Source organism: Streptomyces sp. NPDC107550, assembly GCF_055639095.1.
On record NZ_JBVKBC010000002.1, the window covers coordinates 1 to 13,694 of the forward strand.

At 73.1% G+C, this 13,694-nt stretch carries 18 protein-coding genes; 12 read left to right on the forward strand and 6 right to left on the reverse strand.

Translation table 11 applies throughout. The features are described from left to right. The 3 genes from ACZ7LY_RS02535 to ACZ7LY_RS02545 form a co-directional block, all read left to right on the forward strand. A partial coding sequence (locus ACZ7LY_RS02535; RefSeq protein ID WP_471622633.1) for an IS5 family transposase occupies nucleotides 1-514 on the forward strand: 514 nt, incomplete at its 5' end. A 147-nt stretch (nucleotides 515-661) separates the two neighbouring features. Next, nucleotides 662-1,177 (forward strand): DoxX family protein, encoded by a 516-nt coding sequence (locus ACZ7LY_RS02540; RefSeq protein ID WP_471622634.1) that lies wholly within the window; start codon nucleotides 662-664, stop codon nucleotides 1,175-1,177. A gap of 19 nt (nucleotides 1,178-1,196) precedes the next feature. Next, entirely contained in the window at nucleotides 1,197-1,655 is a 459-nt protein-coding gene (locus tag ACZ7LY_RS02545) for a MazG-like family protein (RefSeq protein WP_471622635.1), read from the forward strand. Here ACZ7LY_RS02545 and ACZ7LY_RS02550 read toward each other — a convergent pair. Next, nucleotides 1,642-2,049 carry an NUDIX hydrolase gene (locus ACZ7LY_RS02550; RefSeq protein ID WP_471622636.1) on the reverse strand — a complete coding sequence of 136 codons (408 nt, stop codon included), beginning with the start codon at nucleotides 2,047-2,049 and terminating at the stop codon, nucleotides 1,642-1,644. The two genes, ACZ7LY_RS02545 and ACZ7LY_RS02550, sit on opposite strands and share 14 nt — an antisense overlap. Nucleotides 2,050-2,116: 67 nt before the next feature. Here ACZ7LY_RS02550 and ACZ7LY_RS02555 point away from each other — a divergent pair, with 67 nt between their 5' ends. The 6 genes from ACZ7LY_RS02555 (at nucleotide 2,117) to ACZ7LY_RS02580 (ending at nucleotide 7,725) form a co-directional block, all read left to right on the forward strand. Then, nucleotides 2,117-2,683: an MOSC domain-containing protein gene (locus ACZ7LY_RS02555; RefSeq protein ID WP_471622637.1), complete on the forward strand. Its 567-nt coding sequence runs from the start codon at nucleotides 2,117-2,119 to the stop codon at nucleotides 2,681-2,683. Between the two features lie 23 nt (nucleotides 2,684-2,706). Further along, nucleotides 2,707-3,309 carry a GrpB family protein gene (locus ACZ7LY_RS02560; protein ID WP_471622638.1) on the forward strand — a complete coding sequence of 201 codons (603 nt, stop codon included), beginning with the start codon at nucleotides 2,707-2,709 and terminating at the stop codon, nucleotides 3,307-3,309. 393 nt (nucleotides 3,310-3,702) lie between these two features. After that, nucleotides 3,703-4,308: a hypothetical protein gene (locus tag ACZ7LY_RS02565; RefSeq protein WP_471622639.1), complete on the forward strand. Its 606-nt coding sequence runs from the start codon at nucleotides 3,703-3,705 to the stop codon at nucleotides 4,306-4,308. Further along, nucleotides 4,305-5,780 (forward strand): peptidoglycan-binding protein, encoded by a 1,476-nt coding sequence (locus ACZ7LY_RS02570; protein WP_471622640.1) that lies wholly within the window; start codon nucleotides 4,305-4,307, stop codon nucleotides 5,778-5,780. Before ACZ7LY_RS02565 ends, ACZ7LY_RS02570 begins: the two co-directional genes overlap by 4 nt. Then, nucleotides 5,777-6,520, forward strand: a complete 744-nt coding sequence (locus ACZ7LY_RS02575; RefSeq protein WP_471622641.1) for an ABC transporter ATP-binding protein — start codon at nucleotides 5,777-5,779, stop codon at nucleotides 6,518-6,520. The genes ACZ7LY_RS02570 and ACZ7LY_RS02575 overlap by 4 nt, the downstream gene beginning before the upstream one ends. Continuing rightward, nucleotides 6,517-7,725 (forward strand): ABC transporter permease, encoded by a 1,209-nt coding sequence (locus tag ACZ7LY_RS02580; RefSeq protein ID WP_471622642.1) that lies wholly within the window; start codon nucleotides 6,517-6,519, stop codon nucleotides 7,723-7,725. The genes ACZ7LY_RS02575 and ACZ7LY_RS02580 overlap by 4 nt, the downstream gene beginning before the upstream one ends. Before the next feature lie 73 nt (nucleotides 7,726-7,798). Here the strand turns inward: ACZ7LY_RS02580 and ACZ7LY_RS02585 are convergent, their stop codons facing one another. Further along, nucleotides 7,799-9,421, reverse strand: coding sequence for a sensor histidine kinase (locus ACZ7LY_RS02585; RefSeq protein WP_471622643.1), 1,623 nt, complete (start codon nucleotides 9,419-9,421; stop codon nucleotides 7,799-7,801). After that, nucleotides 9,418-10,131: a response regulator transcription factor gene (locus ACZ7LY_RS02590; RefSeq protein WP_471622644.1), complete on the reverse strand. Its 714-nt coding sequence runs from the start codon at nucleotides 10,129-10,131 to the stop codon at nucleotides 9,418-9,420. The genes ACZ7LY_RS02585 and ACZ7LY_RS02590 overlap by 4 nt, the downstream gene beginning before the upstream one ends. Nucleotides 10,132-10,556: 425 nt before the next feature. Between ACZ7LY_RS02590 and ACZ7LY_RS02595 the strand changes: the two genes are divergently transcribed. Beyond that, the gene (locus ACZ7LY_RS02595) at nucleotides 10,557-10,871 is read left to right on the forward strand and encodes an SH3 domain-containing protein (RefSeq protein WP_471622645.1); all 315 of its coding nucleotides are present in this window, start codon (nucleotides 10,557-10,559) and stop codon (nucleotides 10,869-10,871) included. Between the two features lie 49 nt (nucleotides 10,872-10,920). On the opposite strand, the gene ACZ7LY_RS02600 is transcribed toward ACZ7LY_RS02595, so the two are convergent. Both ACZ7LY_RS02600 and ACZ7LY_RS02605 read right to left on the reverse strand, forming a co-directional pair. Continuing rightward, entirely contained in the window at nucleotides 10,921-11,523 is a 603-nt protein-coding gene (locus tag ACZ7LY_RS02600; protein ID WP_471622646.1) for a hypothetical protein, read from the reverse strand. Nucleotides 11,524-11,807: 284 nt separating this feature from the next. Continuing rightward, complete coding sequence (locus ACZ7LY_RS02605; protein WP_471622647.1) at nucleotides 11,808-12,032, reverse strand: hypothetical protein; 225 nt, start codon at nucleotides 12,030-12,032, stop codon at nucleotides 11,808-11,810. A 250-nt stretch (nucleotides 12,033-12,282) separates the two neighbouring features. On the opposite strand from ACZ7LY_RS02605, the gene ACZ7LY_RS02610 reads away from it, so the two are divergent. After that, the gene (locus ACZ7LY_RS02610) at nucleotides 12,283-12,519 is read left to right on the forward strand and encodes a helix-turn-helix domain-containing protein (RefSeq protein ID WP_471622648.1); all 237 of its coding nucleotides are present in this window, start codon (nucleotides 12,283-12,285) and stop codon (nucleotides 12,517-12,519) included. Nucleotides 12,520-12,821: 302 nt separating this feature from the next. On the opposite strand, the gene ACZ7LY_RS02615 is transcribed toward ACZ7LY_RS02610, so the two are convergent. Further along, nucleotides 12,822-13,211 (reverse strand): DUF6415 family natural product biosynthesis protein, encoded by a 390-nt coding sequence (locus ACZ7LY_RS02615; protein ID WP_471622649.1) that lies wholly within the window; start codon nucleotides 13,209-13,211, stop codon nucleotides 12,822-12,824. 166 nt (nucleotides 13,212-13,377) lie between these two features. On the opposite strand from ACZ7LY_RS02615, the gene ACZ7LY_RS02620 reads away from it, so the two are divergent. Continuing rightward, entirely contained in the window at nucleotides 13,378-13,644 is a 267-nt protein-coding gene (locus ACZ7LY_RS02620) for a GntR family transcriptional regulator (protein ID WP_471622650.1), read from the forward strand. Nucleotides 13,645-13,694: the final 50 nt, after the last annotated feature.

Consider the following 13,694-nt stretch of genomic DNA (forward strand, 5'->3'; position numbering starts at 1 on the left):
ATGCGGCCGGGGCCCGAAAAGGGGGCTCCGCTCGCGGGCCCTCGGACGGTCCCGGGGCGGGCTGACCAGCAAGATCCACCTGGCCGTCGACGGCCAGGGCCGCCCTTTGGCCTTCACCCTGACCGGCGGAAACACGAACGACTGCACCCAGTTCACCGCAATCCTGGACGCGATCCACGTGCCCCGCCCGGCCGGCGGCCGGCCCCGCGGGCGCCCGGATAGGGTCGTCGCCGACAAGGCCTACAGTTCGCGGGCCATCCGGCACTGGCTGCGCCGGCACCACGTCGCCTGCACCATTCCCGAACGCGTTGACCAGCAAGCCGGCCGGCGCCGCCGGGGCAGCGACGGCGGCCGGCCTCCTCGCTTCGATACCGGGCTGTATGCCCGACGCAATGTCGTGGAGCGCTGCTTCAACCAGCTCAAACAATGGCGCGGCCTGGCCACCCGATACGACAAGACCGCCGAGTCATACGCCGCCGCCCTCACCCTGGCCTCACTCCTCATGTGGACGTGACACTTTGACGACAGGCCCTAGGGGCGCGGGGAACTGCGCACGACGGTCACTGCAAGGGGCCCGCGCTGGAGAACCCCCGGCGGGGAGAGCCACTCGAATGGGGGGTTGCGTGAGGTGCGGGGCGCCCGCCTGACGGACGGTGGACGCATGACTCGTAAAGACCTCGGCCTCCTCACCCTCCGCCTGGGCACAGGCACCGTCCTGGCCGCCCACGGCGCACAAAAACTCCTCGGCTGGTTCGGCGGCGGCGGCCTCACCGGCACGACGGCCGCCATGGACTCCATGGGCTACACCCCGGCCAGGGCCAGCGCCCTCGCCGCCGGCCTCGGCGAAGCAGGCGGCGGCACCCTCCTCGCCCTGGGCCTCGCCACCCCCGTCGCAGGCGCCGCGGCCGCCGGCACGATGGCGGGCGCCGCCGCCGTCCACGCCCCGAACGGCTTCTTCGCCATGGGCGGCGGCTACGAGTACCCCGCGTTCCTCGGCTTCGTCGCCGCCGGCCTCGCCCTCACCGGCGCCGGCCGCTACTCCCTCGACCACGCGCTGGGCCACGCCCTGGACCGGCACTGGATGGTCCCCGCCGCCCTGGTCGGCTCCGGCGCCGCCGCACTCGCGGTCATCGCCACCCGTACCAAGCGCGTACAGGAGTCCGACACCCCCGCGTGATGCGCCTACGCTCGTCGCCGTGACGAAGACGAACGACGACACCGCCACCGACGACACGGCCACTGACGACACGGCCGCTCACGACACCCCCGCCGACGACACCGCCCTCTGGGAGACCATCGACGGCCTGCGGGCCCGCCTCGACGCCGCGCACACCTCGCCGCCCCGCGAGTCCCTGCTGCTGCGGATGCTGAAGCTGTCGGAGGAGGTCGGCGAGGTCGCCGAGGCGGTCATCGGGGCCACCGGGCACAACCCGCGCAAGGGCTTCAGCCACTCCTGGCAGGACGTCGAGGCGGAGCTGTGCGATGTCGTCGTCACGGCGCTCCTCGCGCTCGGCACGCTCACCCCGGACCCCCGAGGCGCCCTGCACGCACATGTACGGAAGGTCGCCGCACGCCCGCTGACCTCCACCGCCCCGGGCGCCACGGACACCCCGGCCGCCCCGGACGACGCCCCGCCCCCGCTCAGCCCGCGCTGAGCAGACCCGCCGTACGGAGCAGGGGCAGGACCTGGCCCCGGACGGCGGGGGCGAGTTCGAGGGCGGGGTCGTGGCCGTCGGTCCAGCGCAGCGCGGCCAGTTCGGCGGCCGGCGCGGGCGTGCCGTCGAGGGTCGCCGTGAAGACCGTCATCCGCATGGGCACACCCTCCAGCGCGGCGACGTCCTCGACGACGCCGAGGGGTTCGAGGCCGGCGGGCCGGACGCCGAGTTCCTCGTCCAGCTCGCGCAGCAGGGTCTCGCGCTCGCTCTCCCCCGGCTCCGGCTTCCCGCCGGGCAGGTAGAAGACCTCGGGCGCGGCGCGCTTGCTGACGACGAGCAGCCGCCCGTCCGTGACGACGGCCGCGGCGACGACCCGCATGACTTCCTGGTGCATACACACGATTGTCCCCCGGGCTACGCTGCCCACGGACAAGGGGTCCGACCGGAGGGGGTCACGCACGATGAGCACGGACGCGTACGCCGGAGGCGTCGTCACCGCCGTCAGCAGCAACGGCACGTACAGCTTCACCAAGCCGAACCGGGACAGCGTGACGCTGGTCGCGGGCCTCGGCGTCGAGGGCGATGTGCACGCCGGGGTCACCGTCAAGCACCGCTCGCGCGTCCGGCAGGACCCGACGCAGCCGAACCTGCGCCAAGTGCACCTGATGCACGAGGAGTTGTTCGACGAGGTCGGCGCGCTCGGCTTCACCGTACGGCCCGGCGAGCTGGGCGAGAACATCACGACGCGCGGCCTGGACCTGCTGGCGCTGCCGACCGGCACCCTGCTCGGCTTCGGCTCGGGCGGCGCCGTCGTCGAGGTCACCGGCCTGCGCAATCCGTGCGCCCAGATCGACGGCTTCCAGGACGGCCTGCTCAAGCAGGTGGTGGGCCGGGACCCCGACACGGGCGAGATCGTGCGCAAGGCCGGGATCATGAGCGTGGTCCGCGAGGGCGGTGCCGTACGCCCCGGCGACACGATCCACGTCCAGCTCCCGGCGGCCCCGCACCGCCCGCTGGTCAAGGTCTGACCGCGCGTCCAGGAGGACCCGCCATGCCCGAAACCCCGTCCGACGACCGGGCCCGCCCCCATGTCGTCCCGCACGACCCGGCCTGGGCAGCGGCGGGCGCCCGCCTGACCGCCGAGCTGGCCCGCGCGCTCGGCCCGACCGCGCTGCACGTGGACCACATCGGTTCCACGGCGGTGCCGGGCATGGCCGCGAAGGAGATCTACGACGTCCAGGTCAGCGTCGCCGAACTCAGCGCGGCCGAGCGGGAGTTCGCGGAGCCGCTGGCCGCGCTGGGGTTCGTGGCCGTGCCGCATCTGCGGGACCACGTACCGGCGGGGCGGGAGGAGAGCGAGGACCCCGGGGACTGGGCGAAGCTGTTCTGGTCGCGCCGGACGGCGGACGCCCCGCGCGTCAACCTCCATGTGCGCAGGGCGGGTTCACCGAACGAGCGGCTGGCGCTGCTGTTCCGGGACTGGCTGCGGGCGACCCCCGAGGCCGTGCCCGCCTACGCCCGCTTCAAGTACGTCCTGGCCGAGGCGGTCGCCGACACCGGCACGTACGCCGACGTCAAGGACCCGGTCGTCGATCTGATCGCGGTCGTCGCGGAGCGCTGGGCAGCCGGAACCGGCTGGGAGCCGCACGCCTGACCCGCCCTCCCCCCGGAACTCCGCAGCCCTCCCGGCCAGGAAGGCTGCGGAGCACTGGAGTTGACGCATGGTCAGCTCGCCTGGCGGCGACGGACGGCGTAGACCACGGCGTTCACGGACCGCCCCTCCGCCGCACCCTGACCCGACGGCCCTCACGGAGGTCTACGGCCACCCGGTGGAGGTCCTGCCGCACCCGGGGACGGGGGCGCGGCTGGTGGTTCCCGTACGGGGGTGAGGAGTTGCGGGGACGATGAATCGGCGGGGGAAGGTGGTTCGCCGTGGGGCGGACCAGTCTTTGACGGCTTCTTCATCGGTTCTTCATGGTCCCCGCCCTACCGTCGTCGCGCCCGGCCCTGAAGCGGGCCGGCGGGACCGGGTGGGAGGAGCGGCGGGATGAGCGCACGGGGGTTCGGGGGCCGGCTGTGGCTGGCGGGGGCGGTGTCGGCACTGGCGTTCGCCGTGGCCGGGTGCGGGGGCGGCGGCGGTGACGGGGGTGAGGTCGCCTCCGCCGGCCACGGCAAGGGCGGCACGGCGACCGCCTCGCGGGGGACTTCGAGCGAGGTGACCGACTATGTGGAGGCCCAGCGCAAGTGGGTGCGGTGCCTGCGCGGCGCCGGGCTCGACGCGCCCGACCCGGACGCCGAGGGCAAGGTCGATCTCGGCGATCAGGCCAAGTGGAAGCGGGACCCCAAGGCGCTGCGGGCGCAGGAGAAGTGCGCCGATCTGAGCGTGCCGGTGCCGGACAGCGTGGAGAAGGCGCAGCAGCCCGAGCTGTCCAAGGCCGAGATCGCCAAGAACAAGCGGTACGCGACGTGCATGCAGGACAACGGGCGGCCGACTTCCCCGACACCGACGCCACCGGCCACTTCCAGGACGTCCCCTGGGACTCGACGTCCGCCGCCGCCAAGCGCGCGACCCGCAAGTGCGCGCCCATCGTGGGGATTCCGGGCGACGCCCCCACTCCCAAGGGCTGAGGGCCGGGCGGCGTGGACGTCATGAGGGAGCCGGGAAAGCGGACGGCGGAGGAGGAGGCGGCCGGCGGTGAGGTCGCGTACGGCGGGCCCGCGCGGCGGCGCCGTCGGGGGCCTCTGCTGATCGTCGCCGGGTTCGCGCTGGTCGCCGTGGTGAGCACGGTGGGCGCGCTGGGGCTCGGCGGCGGTTCCGGCGAGGACGGCGGGGAGCCCGCGCGCAGCGGTCAGACGGTACGGGTGACGCGGCAGACGCTGACGGACCAGACCGAGGTCGACGGGCGGCTCGGCCACGGCGTCGAAGTCCCCTTCCCCGTGAAGGCGCAGGGCACGATCACCTGGCTGCCCGCGCAGGGGACGACGGTGCGGCGCGGCGGGACCGTGCTGCGCGTCGACGACCGGCCGGTGGTGCTGATGTACGGGAGCCTGCCCATGTACCGGCGTCTCGGGCTGCGCCCGGCGGCGGCTTCCGGCACGGCCACCCCACCAGGCACCGGCGACACGTCCACCGCACGCGGCACGTCTGACACACACGGCGCGTCTGACACCCCCGGCGCTCCCAGTACCCACGGCAAATCCGACGCCTCCAGCACCACCGGCACCTCCGGCACCTCCGGCCCGACCGGCACCCGGGGCACGTCCAGCACCCCAGGCACCCCCGACACCCCCCGCACCGAGGACCCCGCCGCCTCCCGCCCCCTGCACGGCATGGACGTCAAGCAGTTCGAGACCAACCTCGCCGCCCTCGGCTACTCCGGCTTCACCGTCGACGAGTCGTACACCGCGTCCACGGCGGCCGCGGTCAGGCGGTGGCAGCGGCACCTCGGCCTGCCCGCGACCGGCGCGGTCGGCATCGGTGACGTGCTCTACGCGCCCGGAGCCGTCCGGATCGCGGGCACGAACGCCCAGGTCGGCGCCGCCGCGAGCGGCACTCCTGTCACGTACACCACCACGGACCGGATGGTCACCGTCGACGCCGCCGCCGACGAGGTGGGGTGGGCGGTGCGCGGCAGCACCGTACGCGTGGACCTCCCCGACGGCCGTTCGGTGAAGGGGACGGTGGCCCGCGTCGGACGGGACGCCTCCCCCGGCGGGACGGGCGGCGCCGGGAGCGGCGAGGGCGCCTCGGACGGCGGCACGGACGGGGGCACGGACGGGGGCACGGGCGGCGGCGGAGGAGGCGGGGGCGGCGACGGCAAGGCGGCCACCGTCGCCGTCGTGATCACCTTCGCCGACCAGCGCGCGCTGGGCAGATTGCAGAGCGGTCCGGCGACCGTGCGGTACGTGGCCAAGCAGCGCAGGAACGTTCTGGCGGTGCCGGTCGCGGCACTGGTGGCGCTCGCCGAGGGCGGTTACGGCATCGAGCCCGCGAGCACCGCGAGCAGCGGCGGCGAGCGGTCCGGCCGCTTCGTCCCCGTGCGGACCGGGCTGTTCGCGGACGGCAAGGTCGAGATCAGCGGCGATCAGGTGCGCGCGGGCATGGCCGTGAGGATCCCCCGGTGAGCGCGGCGCGCACCGCGCCCCCGGCTCCGGCGCCGCTCGTCGATTTCGCCGCGGTGTCGAAGACGTACCCGGGGAACGTCACGGCGGTCAGCTCAGTCGATCTCACCATCTCCCCGGGCGAGTTCGTCTGTGTCGTGGGTCCTTCGGGTTCGGGCAAGTCGACCGTGCTGCATCTCATGGGCACCCTCGACCGGCCCTCCGCCGGGCGGGTCACGATCGGGGGGTACGACATCGCGCGGCTGTCCGACCGCGAGGTCTCGGCGCTGCGCGCGCAGCGCGTCGGGTTCGTCTTCCAGCAGTTCCATCTGGCGGTCGGCGTACCGGTGTTGGACACGGTCGCGGACGGTCTGCTGTACGCGGGCGTGCCCTTGCGGGAGCGGCGGCGGCGCGCGGCGCGGGCCCTGGCCCGCGTGGGGCTCAGCCACCGGCTCGGCCATCTGCCGCACCAGTTGTCGGGCGGCGAGCGTCAACGTGCCGCTGTGGCACGGGCGGTGGTCGGCGAGCCCGCGCTGCTGCTTGCCGACGAGCCCACCGGCAACCTCGACTCGGCGTCCGGTGCCGCCGTCCTTCAACTGCTGCGCGATCTGCATGCCGCCGGCACCACCGTCGTCGTGATCACGCACGACCGGGAGATGGCGGAGACCTTCGAGCGGAAGGTGGAGATGCGGGACGGCCGCGTCGTCGCCGACAGCGCGGCGAACCCAACCCCCGTACAACACGACAGAATTGACGGTCCGTGAGCAGACAGTCCGCGTCCGCGCTGCGGCCCGCCCGGTTGCGGCCCGCCGACTTCGTCCGCCTGGGCGGCACCGGGCTGCGTACCCGGCCGCTGCGCGTGTTCCTGTCGGCCCTCGGGATCGCCATCGGGGTGGCGGCGATGGTGGCCGTGGTCGGGATCTCCAGTTCCGGGCGCGCCGAGGTCGACCGCGAGCTGGACCGGCTCGGCACCAACATGCTGCGGGTCGCACCCGGCCGGGCCCCGGACGGTACGACGACCCGGCTGCCGCGCGAGGCGACGGCGATGATCCGGCGGATCGGGCCGGTGCGCCAGGTGGCGGCGACCGGCGAGGTCAGGGGCGCCGCCGTCTACCGTAACGAGCACATCCCCGCGGGCCGCACGAGCAGCGTCGAGGTGGCCGCCGCCGACACCGGGCTGCTGCCCGCCGTGGGCGCCGAGATGCGCGTCGGCCGCTGGCTCGGCGAGGCCACCGAGGAGTACCCGGCGGTCGTCCTCGGCGCGCGGGCCGCCCGCCGCCTCGACGTATACACACCGGGCACCCGCCTGTGGCTCGGCGGTACGTGGTTCTCGCTGGTCGGCGTGTTGCGGCCGGCGCCGCTCGCGCCGGAGATCGACGGCTCGGCGCTCGTCGGCCGGCAGGCCGCCCGTACCTATTTGGGCTTCGACGGACACCCCTCCACCGTGTACGTGCGGGCCCGCGACGACCGGGTCGCCGCCGTGCGTGCCGTACTGGCCGCGACCGCCAACCCCGAGAAGCCGAGCGGGGTCCTGGTCTCCCGGCCGTCCGACGCGCTGGCCGCCCGCGAGGCCACCGAGTCGGCGCTGACCGGGCTGCTGCTCGGGCTCGGCGGTGTCGCGCTCCTCGTGGGCGGTGTCGGCGTCGGCAACACCATGGTGATCTCGGTGCTCGAACGCCGCCCGGAGATCGGGCTGCGCCGCGCGCTCGGCGCGACCAGCGGGCAGATCCGCGGCCAGTTCGTGGCGGAGTCCCTGCTGCTGTCGGCGCTGGGCGGGCTCGGCGGCACGGTCCTCGGCACGGCGATCACCGGCGGGTACGCGTACGTACGGGGCTGGCCGGTGACAGTGCCGGTGTGGGCGGCGGGCGCGGGGGTCGCCGTCACGCTGGTGATCGGGGCGCTCGCGGGCCTGTATCCGGCGGTACGGGCGGGCAGGCTGGCGCCGACGCAGGCGCTCGCGGGGAGCTGACGGCCGCCGGGGCTCGCGGGGAGCCGGTGTTCCGTCGCGGACGGCCGTCGCCTCGCGGGAAGTTGAGGTTCCGTCACGGCCGGGCGGCGGGCAGCGTCAGGGTGAACGTCGTGCCCGCGCCGACCTCGCTGGTGACCGTGATCGTGCCCTGGTGGTCGAGGACGATCTGCCGGGCGATGGCGAGGCCGAGGCCGCTGCCTCCGGTGGCGCGGCCGCGGGCGGGGTCCGCGCGCCAGAAGCGGTCGAAGAGGTGGGGCAGGTGCGCGGCCGGTATCCCCGTACCGGTGTCGTGGATCTCGACGACGGCCTGGGCGCCGCTCAGGCGGGCGGTGAGGGTGACGGTGCCGCCGGGCGGGGTGGCGCGTACGGCGTTGCCGACGACGTTGCCGGCTACCTGCCGCAGCCGGTCGGGGTCCCCCTCCACCGGCACCGGCTCCGACGCCGCCAACTCCAGGCGAACGCCCGCCTGTTGGGCTTGCGCATAGTGGGCGGTGCGGGTCTGGTCGAGGAGGTCGCGCAGGTCCACGAGGGTGCGGTGGTAGGTCAGGGCTCCGGCCTCGGCGAGCGCGATGTCCTGGAGGTCGTCGACGATGCGCTGCTGGAGCAGGGTCTCCTCGTGCAGGGAGGCGAGCAGTTCGGGGGTGGGGGCGACGATCCCGTCCTGGAGGGCTTCCAGGTAGCCGCGCAGGTTGGCGAGCGGGGTGCGCAGTTCGTGGGCGATGTCGCCGGTCATGCGGCGCTGGCGTTCCTCGGCGGCCTGGAGGGAGTCGGCCATCTTGTTGAAGGTGCGGCCCAGTTCGGCGATCTCGTCGCGGCCCGAGGCGGGCACCCGGCGCTCCAGGTCGCCCGCGCCGAGGCCCCGGGCGGCGTCGGTCAGGGCGCGCACGGGGCGCAGTACGGCACGGCTGAGCAGCAGCGCGGCGAGGACGGCGGCGAGGGCGACCGCCGTGGCGACGGCGGCGGTGGGGGCGACGGGCAGTCCGGCCGGCTGCTCGTCGCGGGCGCCGAGGGTGACTTGGAGGCGGGGCGGGGCGACGCCGGCGGTGCGTTCGTCGAAGACGCGTTGCAGGCAGGCGGCGACGCGGGGGGCCGGCTCGCAGCGGGCGGCGGCGGTGGCGTCCCGGGCGCGGGCCGCGTCGTCCGCGTCGGCGCTCCGCCGGGTGCAGGCGGCGACCGGGTGCGGGGTGCTGACGCGGGGCACGCCCACGGGGTCGGCGCGGGCGGTGACGGGGGCGCCGGCGCGGGTCAGGCAGGCGGCGTACGCGGCGGCGGCCCGGTAGTCGGCGATGGCCGGCACGGTCCGCTTCACGGAGGCCCGGGGCACTTTCTTCGCGGGGAGGCGCAGCCGGGGGCGGGGGTCGGCCAGGACGGGCGGCTGGCCGCTGGCCTCGCGCGGTGTCCGGCCGGCGAGGGCGTCGGAGTCGGCGAGCAGGACGTCGGCCTCCGTGGTGACGCGGATGCGCTGCCCGGTGTCGGCGGCCAGGGCGCGTACAACGGGTTTCACGCCGTCCCAGGTGCCGTGCGTGAACCCGTACGCGGCGAGCCGGTCGGTGATCCGGGAGACGTCCCGGCGGTCCGCTTTGGCGGATTCCTCGACCTGGCTGTTGGCTTGACGCAGCGTCAGCCAGGCGGTCGCCGCCGTGGCGGCCAGGGCGACGAGCATCAGCAGGGCCAGGACGCGGACCCGGAAGCTCACCGGGCGGCCCGGCCGTCGGGCACGAGCCGGTAGCCGCGCCCGTAGACGGTCTCGACGTAGGCGGCGCCCCGGCCCTCGCCGCCGACCGCCTCCAACTTCCTTCGCAGCTTCATGACATGGGCGTCCACCGTGCGTTCCAGGATGTTCTGGTCGAAGCCGAAGACGCGGTCGATGATCTGCGCCCGGGTGAACACCCGGCCGGGCGCCCCCGCGAGTACGCGCAGGATCTCGAACTCCTTGCTGGTCAGCACCACGGGCCGGCCCGCGACCCGGACCTCGAACCGGGCGGCGTCGACCTCCAGGTCCCCCACGGCCACGACGGCGGGCCCCTCCTCGCCCGCCGTCGCCTTCGCGCGGCGCAGCAGGGCGCGGGCGCGGGCGGTCAACTCCCGTGGGCTGTACGGCTTCGTCATGTAGTCGTCGGCGCCGAGGTCGAGGCCGAGGAGCATGTCGTCCTCGGTGGCGCGGGCGGTCAGCAGCAGGATCGGCACCTGTGACTCGGCCCGCAGGACGCGGCACACGTCGAGGCCGTCGACGTTCGGCATCATCACGTCGAGGACGATCAGGTCGGGGCGGGTGGCGCGGGCCCGGTCGATCGCGGAACGCCCGTCGAAGACGGTCTGTACGTCGTTCCCCTCGCGCTCCAGATAGATCTTGATGAGCCGCGCCTGTTTCTCGTCATCCTCCGCGACCAATATACGTGCGCTCAACTCGCCCCCCGCTCCTCCGGTTTCCCGGTCCACCTTATGAACCGGGGTCCGAAAACTCCAGAGCACCCCGGCATGCGGAACAGAACCATCCGTGGAAGAGGTAATTCCAGCGGCGCACTGGATCACGCTTCCGCAGGTCACAGCTCCGGCCATGCTGTCGTAAAACGCCCTGGAGGTTCACCGCCACTGGCCCGATTCCGTCCGCGCTCTTTCTGGCCCGGATCGGAGCACAATTGGCCATCCCGGGGCGGAGCCCTTTCTTCACCCCGCACTCCTCGAAATCGTACGTGGACCGCTCGCGCCGCATTCCGTGCGGGCGGCCACCGCTCACCGACGAGTTACCCGGGCGGTGTTCCGACAGGACGACAACACGAGGGGTTTCCATGAAACGCCGTATCGCAGTTGTACTGCCGACGCTCGCGGCCGTGGCCGCCAGCATCCCGCTCGTCCTCTCCACCACGCCGGCGTCGGCCTCCGCCGCCTGCGGCAAGACGGCCGCCGACAAGGACAGCAGCTCCTGGAACGCGACGGCCGACGGCGCGAATGAGCGCAGCGGTTCGAGCACGGGCTGTGCCATCACCGGCATCGCGTACGCCGGCCACCGCCTCGACTACCACTGCTACACGGTGGCCGGGAACTACACGTGGACGTACCTCAGAAACGACTCCACGGGCACGTACGGCTGGGTCCGCGACGACCTGCTGAGCGACTACGGCAGCGGCGTCCCCTGCGGCTTCTGACAACGGGCCGACCGCTGACCGAGGGCCGGCGCCTGCCACCGCCCACCCATCACCCGGGGTGACCCCCACCGGGGGCGGCCCACCCGGCCGCCCCCGGCTCCGCCCCGGGCCAGGCCGCCGGGCCCGCCTGGGTCTCGCCGTTGAACAGGCAGACCTGCTCCGGGGCGCCGTCACCCGTGTCGAAGAGGCAGCACACCGCTCCGCCGGCGGCGGTGAGGTCGGTGAACGCCTTCCTGATGGCCGCCGACCGGGCGAACAGGCGGCTCATCTCGGAGGTCGCCGCCCAGCACTCGACCGCCGCGTAACCGGGGTGCGGGAGGGACGCGAACCGGACCGTCGCGTAGACGTACCCGATCCGCACACGTCCGTCGGCCTCGATCTCCAGGCCGTTCGTCCGCGCGTAGGCGCGCACCGCGTCGTCGGCGCCGAACATGAGGGACATGTCAAGCCCGAACGTCCGCGCCGTGGAGGCGTCCACCGGCTCGCTCCGGAAACCGGAAGTGAACGGGAGGGTGAGGCTTTCGCCGCCGGGAAGACTGACCCGGAGCGGCGGCACGTCCCGGTCCGGGGCCGCCAGAGCGGCCAGCCCGGCCAGCACACGGCCCACGTCCCGGGGACGCGCATAGATGTCGTACCCATAACTCAGCCCCACACGTCCCCCTACCCCGGAAGGCCCCCCGGAAGGCGAGCGGCAGACGAGTCGGGCTGTACGCCGGGTTCTGTGCCCCGGGACCTCGCGGTCGTCGGGGTCTGCCGTCCGTGATGCGGTTTGGGCCCTTGACCTGGTTCCTTGCACTTCCTGTTGCTTCTCTCGACTTCCCGTGACTTTAGTTTCTCGCTCTCCCCAGGCGCTCCCCACGTCCCCGTCGCTCCCCAGTTTCTCCCCGGGTGGGACGCAGGCTGGCTGCTGTTGTCGCTGGTTGGGGACGTGTCGTCTCATGGGGGGCCTGGGTTGTACGGGGTGCCGTGAGCGCGGGCGGCGCGCTCCTTCTCCGCTTCGAGTTCGAGGACGCAGTGCTCGCAGGCGCGGATTTCTTCTTCGCCGCCGGCGCTGGGGTGGAGGGTCTTGATGTGGGCGGTGGGCTGTTTGCCTTTGGCGGGGTGGCGGAAGCAGATGCCCGGCGCCCAGGTGTAGAGGTCGAGGATCTGCTTGGGGTTCATGGTGTTCTCCTGTGGGTCCTGTGGGTTCGTGTAGCGCAGGTTCCCGGTTGGGGGTGTGGGATGCCCTGGTCAGGGGGCGGTTCACTCTTTCGAGCGAACGTGTGTTCGAGTGGTTGAAACTACCTTGAGCCCTGCGGCATATGCCAGTTAGCCGCAGGGCTGCGTAGTGTGCGCACCCCTCCTTCCATGATCACAGAATGCCTGGTTTACCAGGCTGACTTATGATCATGCAGGTCAGAGCGTTTATCGGGTGTCCGCCCCCACCGATGATGACGACTGGCTGCTTGCCGAGCGGCGCGCTATCGGCGACCGTATTCGGGCGGTACGTCTAGACCGCAACCTGACCCAGGAGCAGGTGCTCCTCGCGGTCCCGTTGAGCCGGAGCGTCTATCAGGAGATCGAATCCGGCCAGGGCAACCCGACGATCAGCACACTGCTGCGGATCGCCCGCGTGCTTAAGGTCCACGTCACAGACTTCCTCCGTTAGCACGGCCGAGCCGCGGCGCCGTGGCGGGGCGGCTGAAAGCTGAGACTAGTTCACCACTGAACGGCCTGGGCGGGAAGCGCGCATCGGGCACGAGCTTCCGTGCGCGGTTCACACCCCGTGCGTTCGCCGCGCCGGCGGGGGTTCGGGGTAGAAGCCTGAGGGGGCACTGTCCTGTCGGGCCGGGCAAGGGTGGTGGACAGGGTGTGCGGGCTCGGGGCCTGACTGCCTGAACAGCTGCCGTACCACGGTCTCATCCGCCGGCATGGGGTTGCCGCACCGATTGCAGCGGGCGACGTCGGCACTCACGGGTGGATGCCGGGGGTGGTGCAGTCCGCCGGTGCGAGGGCTTCGTCGGCGTACACCGCGAGGGCGTGGAGGGTGCGGGCGAGGCTGGCGAGGGTGAGGCAGGCGGCGAGGGGGCTGGGGCTGAGTCCTTCGGCGAGTGCGTGGCGCGCTTCGTGGAGGGCTGTGTCGCGCATGTACCAGGCGCGGGTGCTGCGGCTGAGTGTGTTGGCTTGGGCTGTGACGGCGGGGGTGAGGCGGCGGAGTTCGGCGCGTAGCTGGTGGTCGAGTTGGGTGCGCTGGTTTTGGTCGGGGCTTGTGCGGGGTGCGGCGATGGCTTGGTCGATGAGTTCGTCGAGGGCGGGTTTGGTGGGGTTCGGGTTCGGGGTGGGGTGGTTACCCTCGTGCATGTCGACTCCATCCGGTCGGCCATGCCCCCGGGCCGGTTGGACGGTCGCGGGGGTCTTTGTGTCTGGGATGGTACGCCGACTTGGTACGTGTTAGGTCGTGTTGGGTCGTCCTCGGTCGGCCTATCAGGATCTATGCCCGCTTGGCATGTCCTTTTACGGTCCTAGCATGATCGAGTTGGATCGGGATGGGATGACGCCGTTGTACGTGCAGCTGGCGGATGTGCTGCGGGAGCGGATCAGTGCTGGTGTGGTTCCGGTCGGGCGGCGGCTTCCGTCGCAGTCGGAGCTGGAGGAGGAGACGGGTGGCACGGTGTCGCGTCGGACGATCAAGGCGGCGCTGGAGGTGCTGGCTGCGGAGGGGCTGGTGCAGGGCGTTCGGGGGAAGGGTGTGTTTGTGATCGCGCACCCGGACGGCCGGGCGCCGGGCGCTTGAGCGCATATGCCGTCTTCGGTTGGGTGTGGCTCGTTGTCAGTGGCTGTCCG

What these genes read in the sequence shown, in the direction of transcription:
- ACZ7LY_RS02550 (WP_471622636.1), bottom strand. Translation starts at nt 2,049, where the DNA reads ATGCACCAGGAAGTCATGCGGGTCGTCGCCGCGGCCGTCGTCACGGAC.
- ACZ7LY_RS02570 (WP_471622640.1), top strand. Translation starts at nt 4,305, where the DNA reads ATGAGGGAGCCGGGAAAGCGGACGGCGGAGGAGGAGGCGGCCGGCGGT.
- ACZ7LY_RS02540 (WP_471622634.1), top strand. Translation starts at nt 662, where the DNA reads ATGACTCGTAAAGACCTCGGCCTCCTCACCCTCCGCCTGGGCACAGGC.
- ACZ7LY_RS02620 (WP_471622650.1), top strand. Translation starts at nt 13,378, where the DNA reads ATGATCGAGTTGGATCGGGATGGGATGACGCCGTTGTACGTGCAGCTG.
- ACZ7LY_RS02560 (WP_471622638.1), top strand. Translation starts at nt 2,707, where the DNA reads ATGCCCGAAACCCCGTCCGACGACCGGGCCCGCCCCCATGTCGTCCCG.
- ACZ7LY_RS02565 (WP_471622639.1), top strand. Translation starts at nt 3,703, where the DNA reads ATGAGCGCACGGGGGTTCGGGGGCCGGCTGTGGCTGGCGGGGGCGGTG.
- ACZ7LY_RS02605 (WP_471622647.1), bottom strand. Translation starts at nt 12,032, where the DNA reads ATGAACCCCAAGCAGATCCTCGACCTCTACACCTGGGCGCCGGGCATC.
- ACZ7LY_RS02615 (WP_471622649.1), bottom strand. Translation starts at nt 13,211, where the DNA reads ATGCACGAGGGTAACCACCCCACCCCGAACCCGAACCCCACCAAACCC.
- ACZ7LY_RS02555 (WP_471622637.1), top strand. Translation starts at nt 2,117, where the DNA reads ATGAGCACGGACGCGTACGCCGGAGGCGTCGTCACCGCCGTCAGCAGC.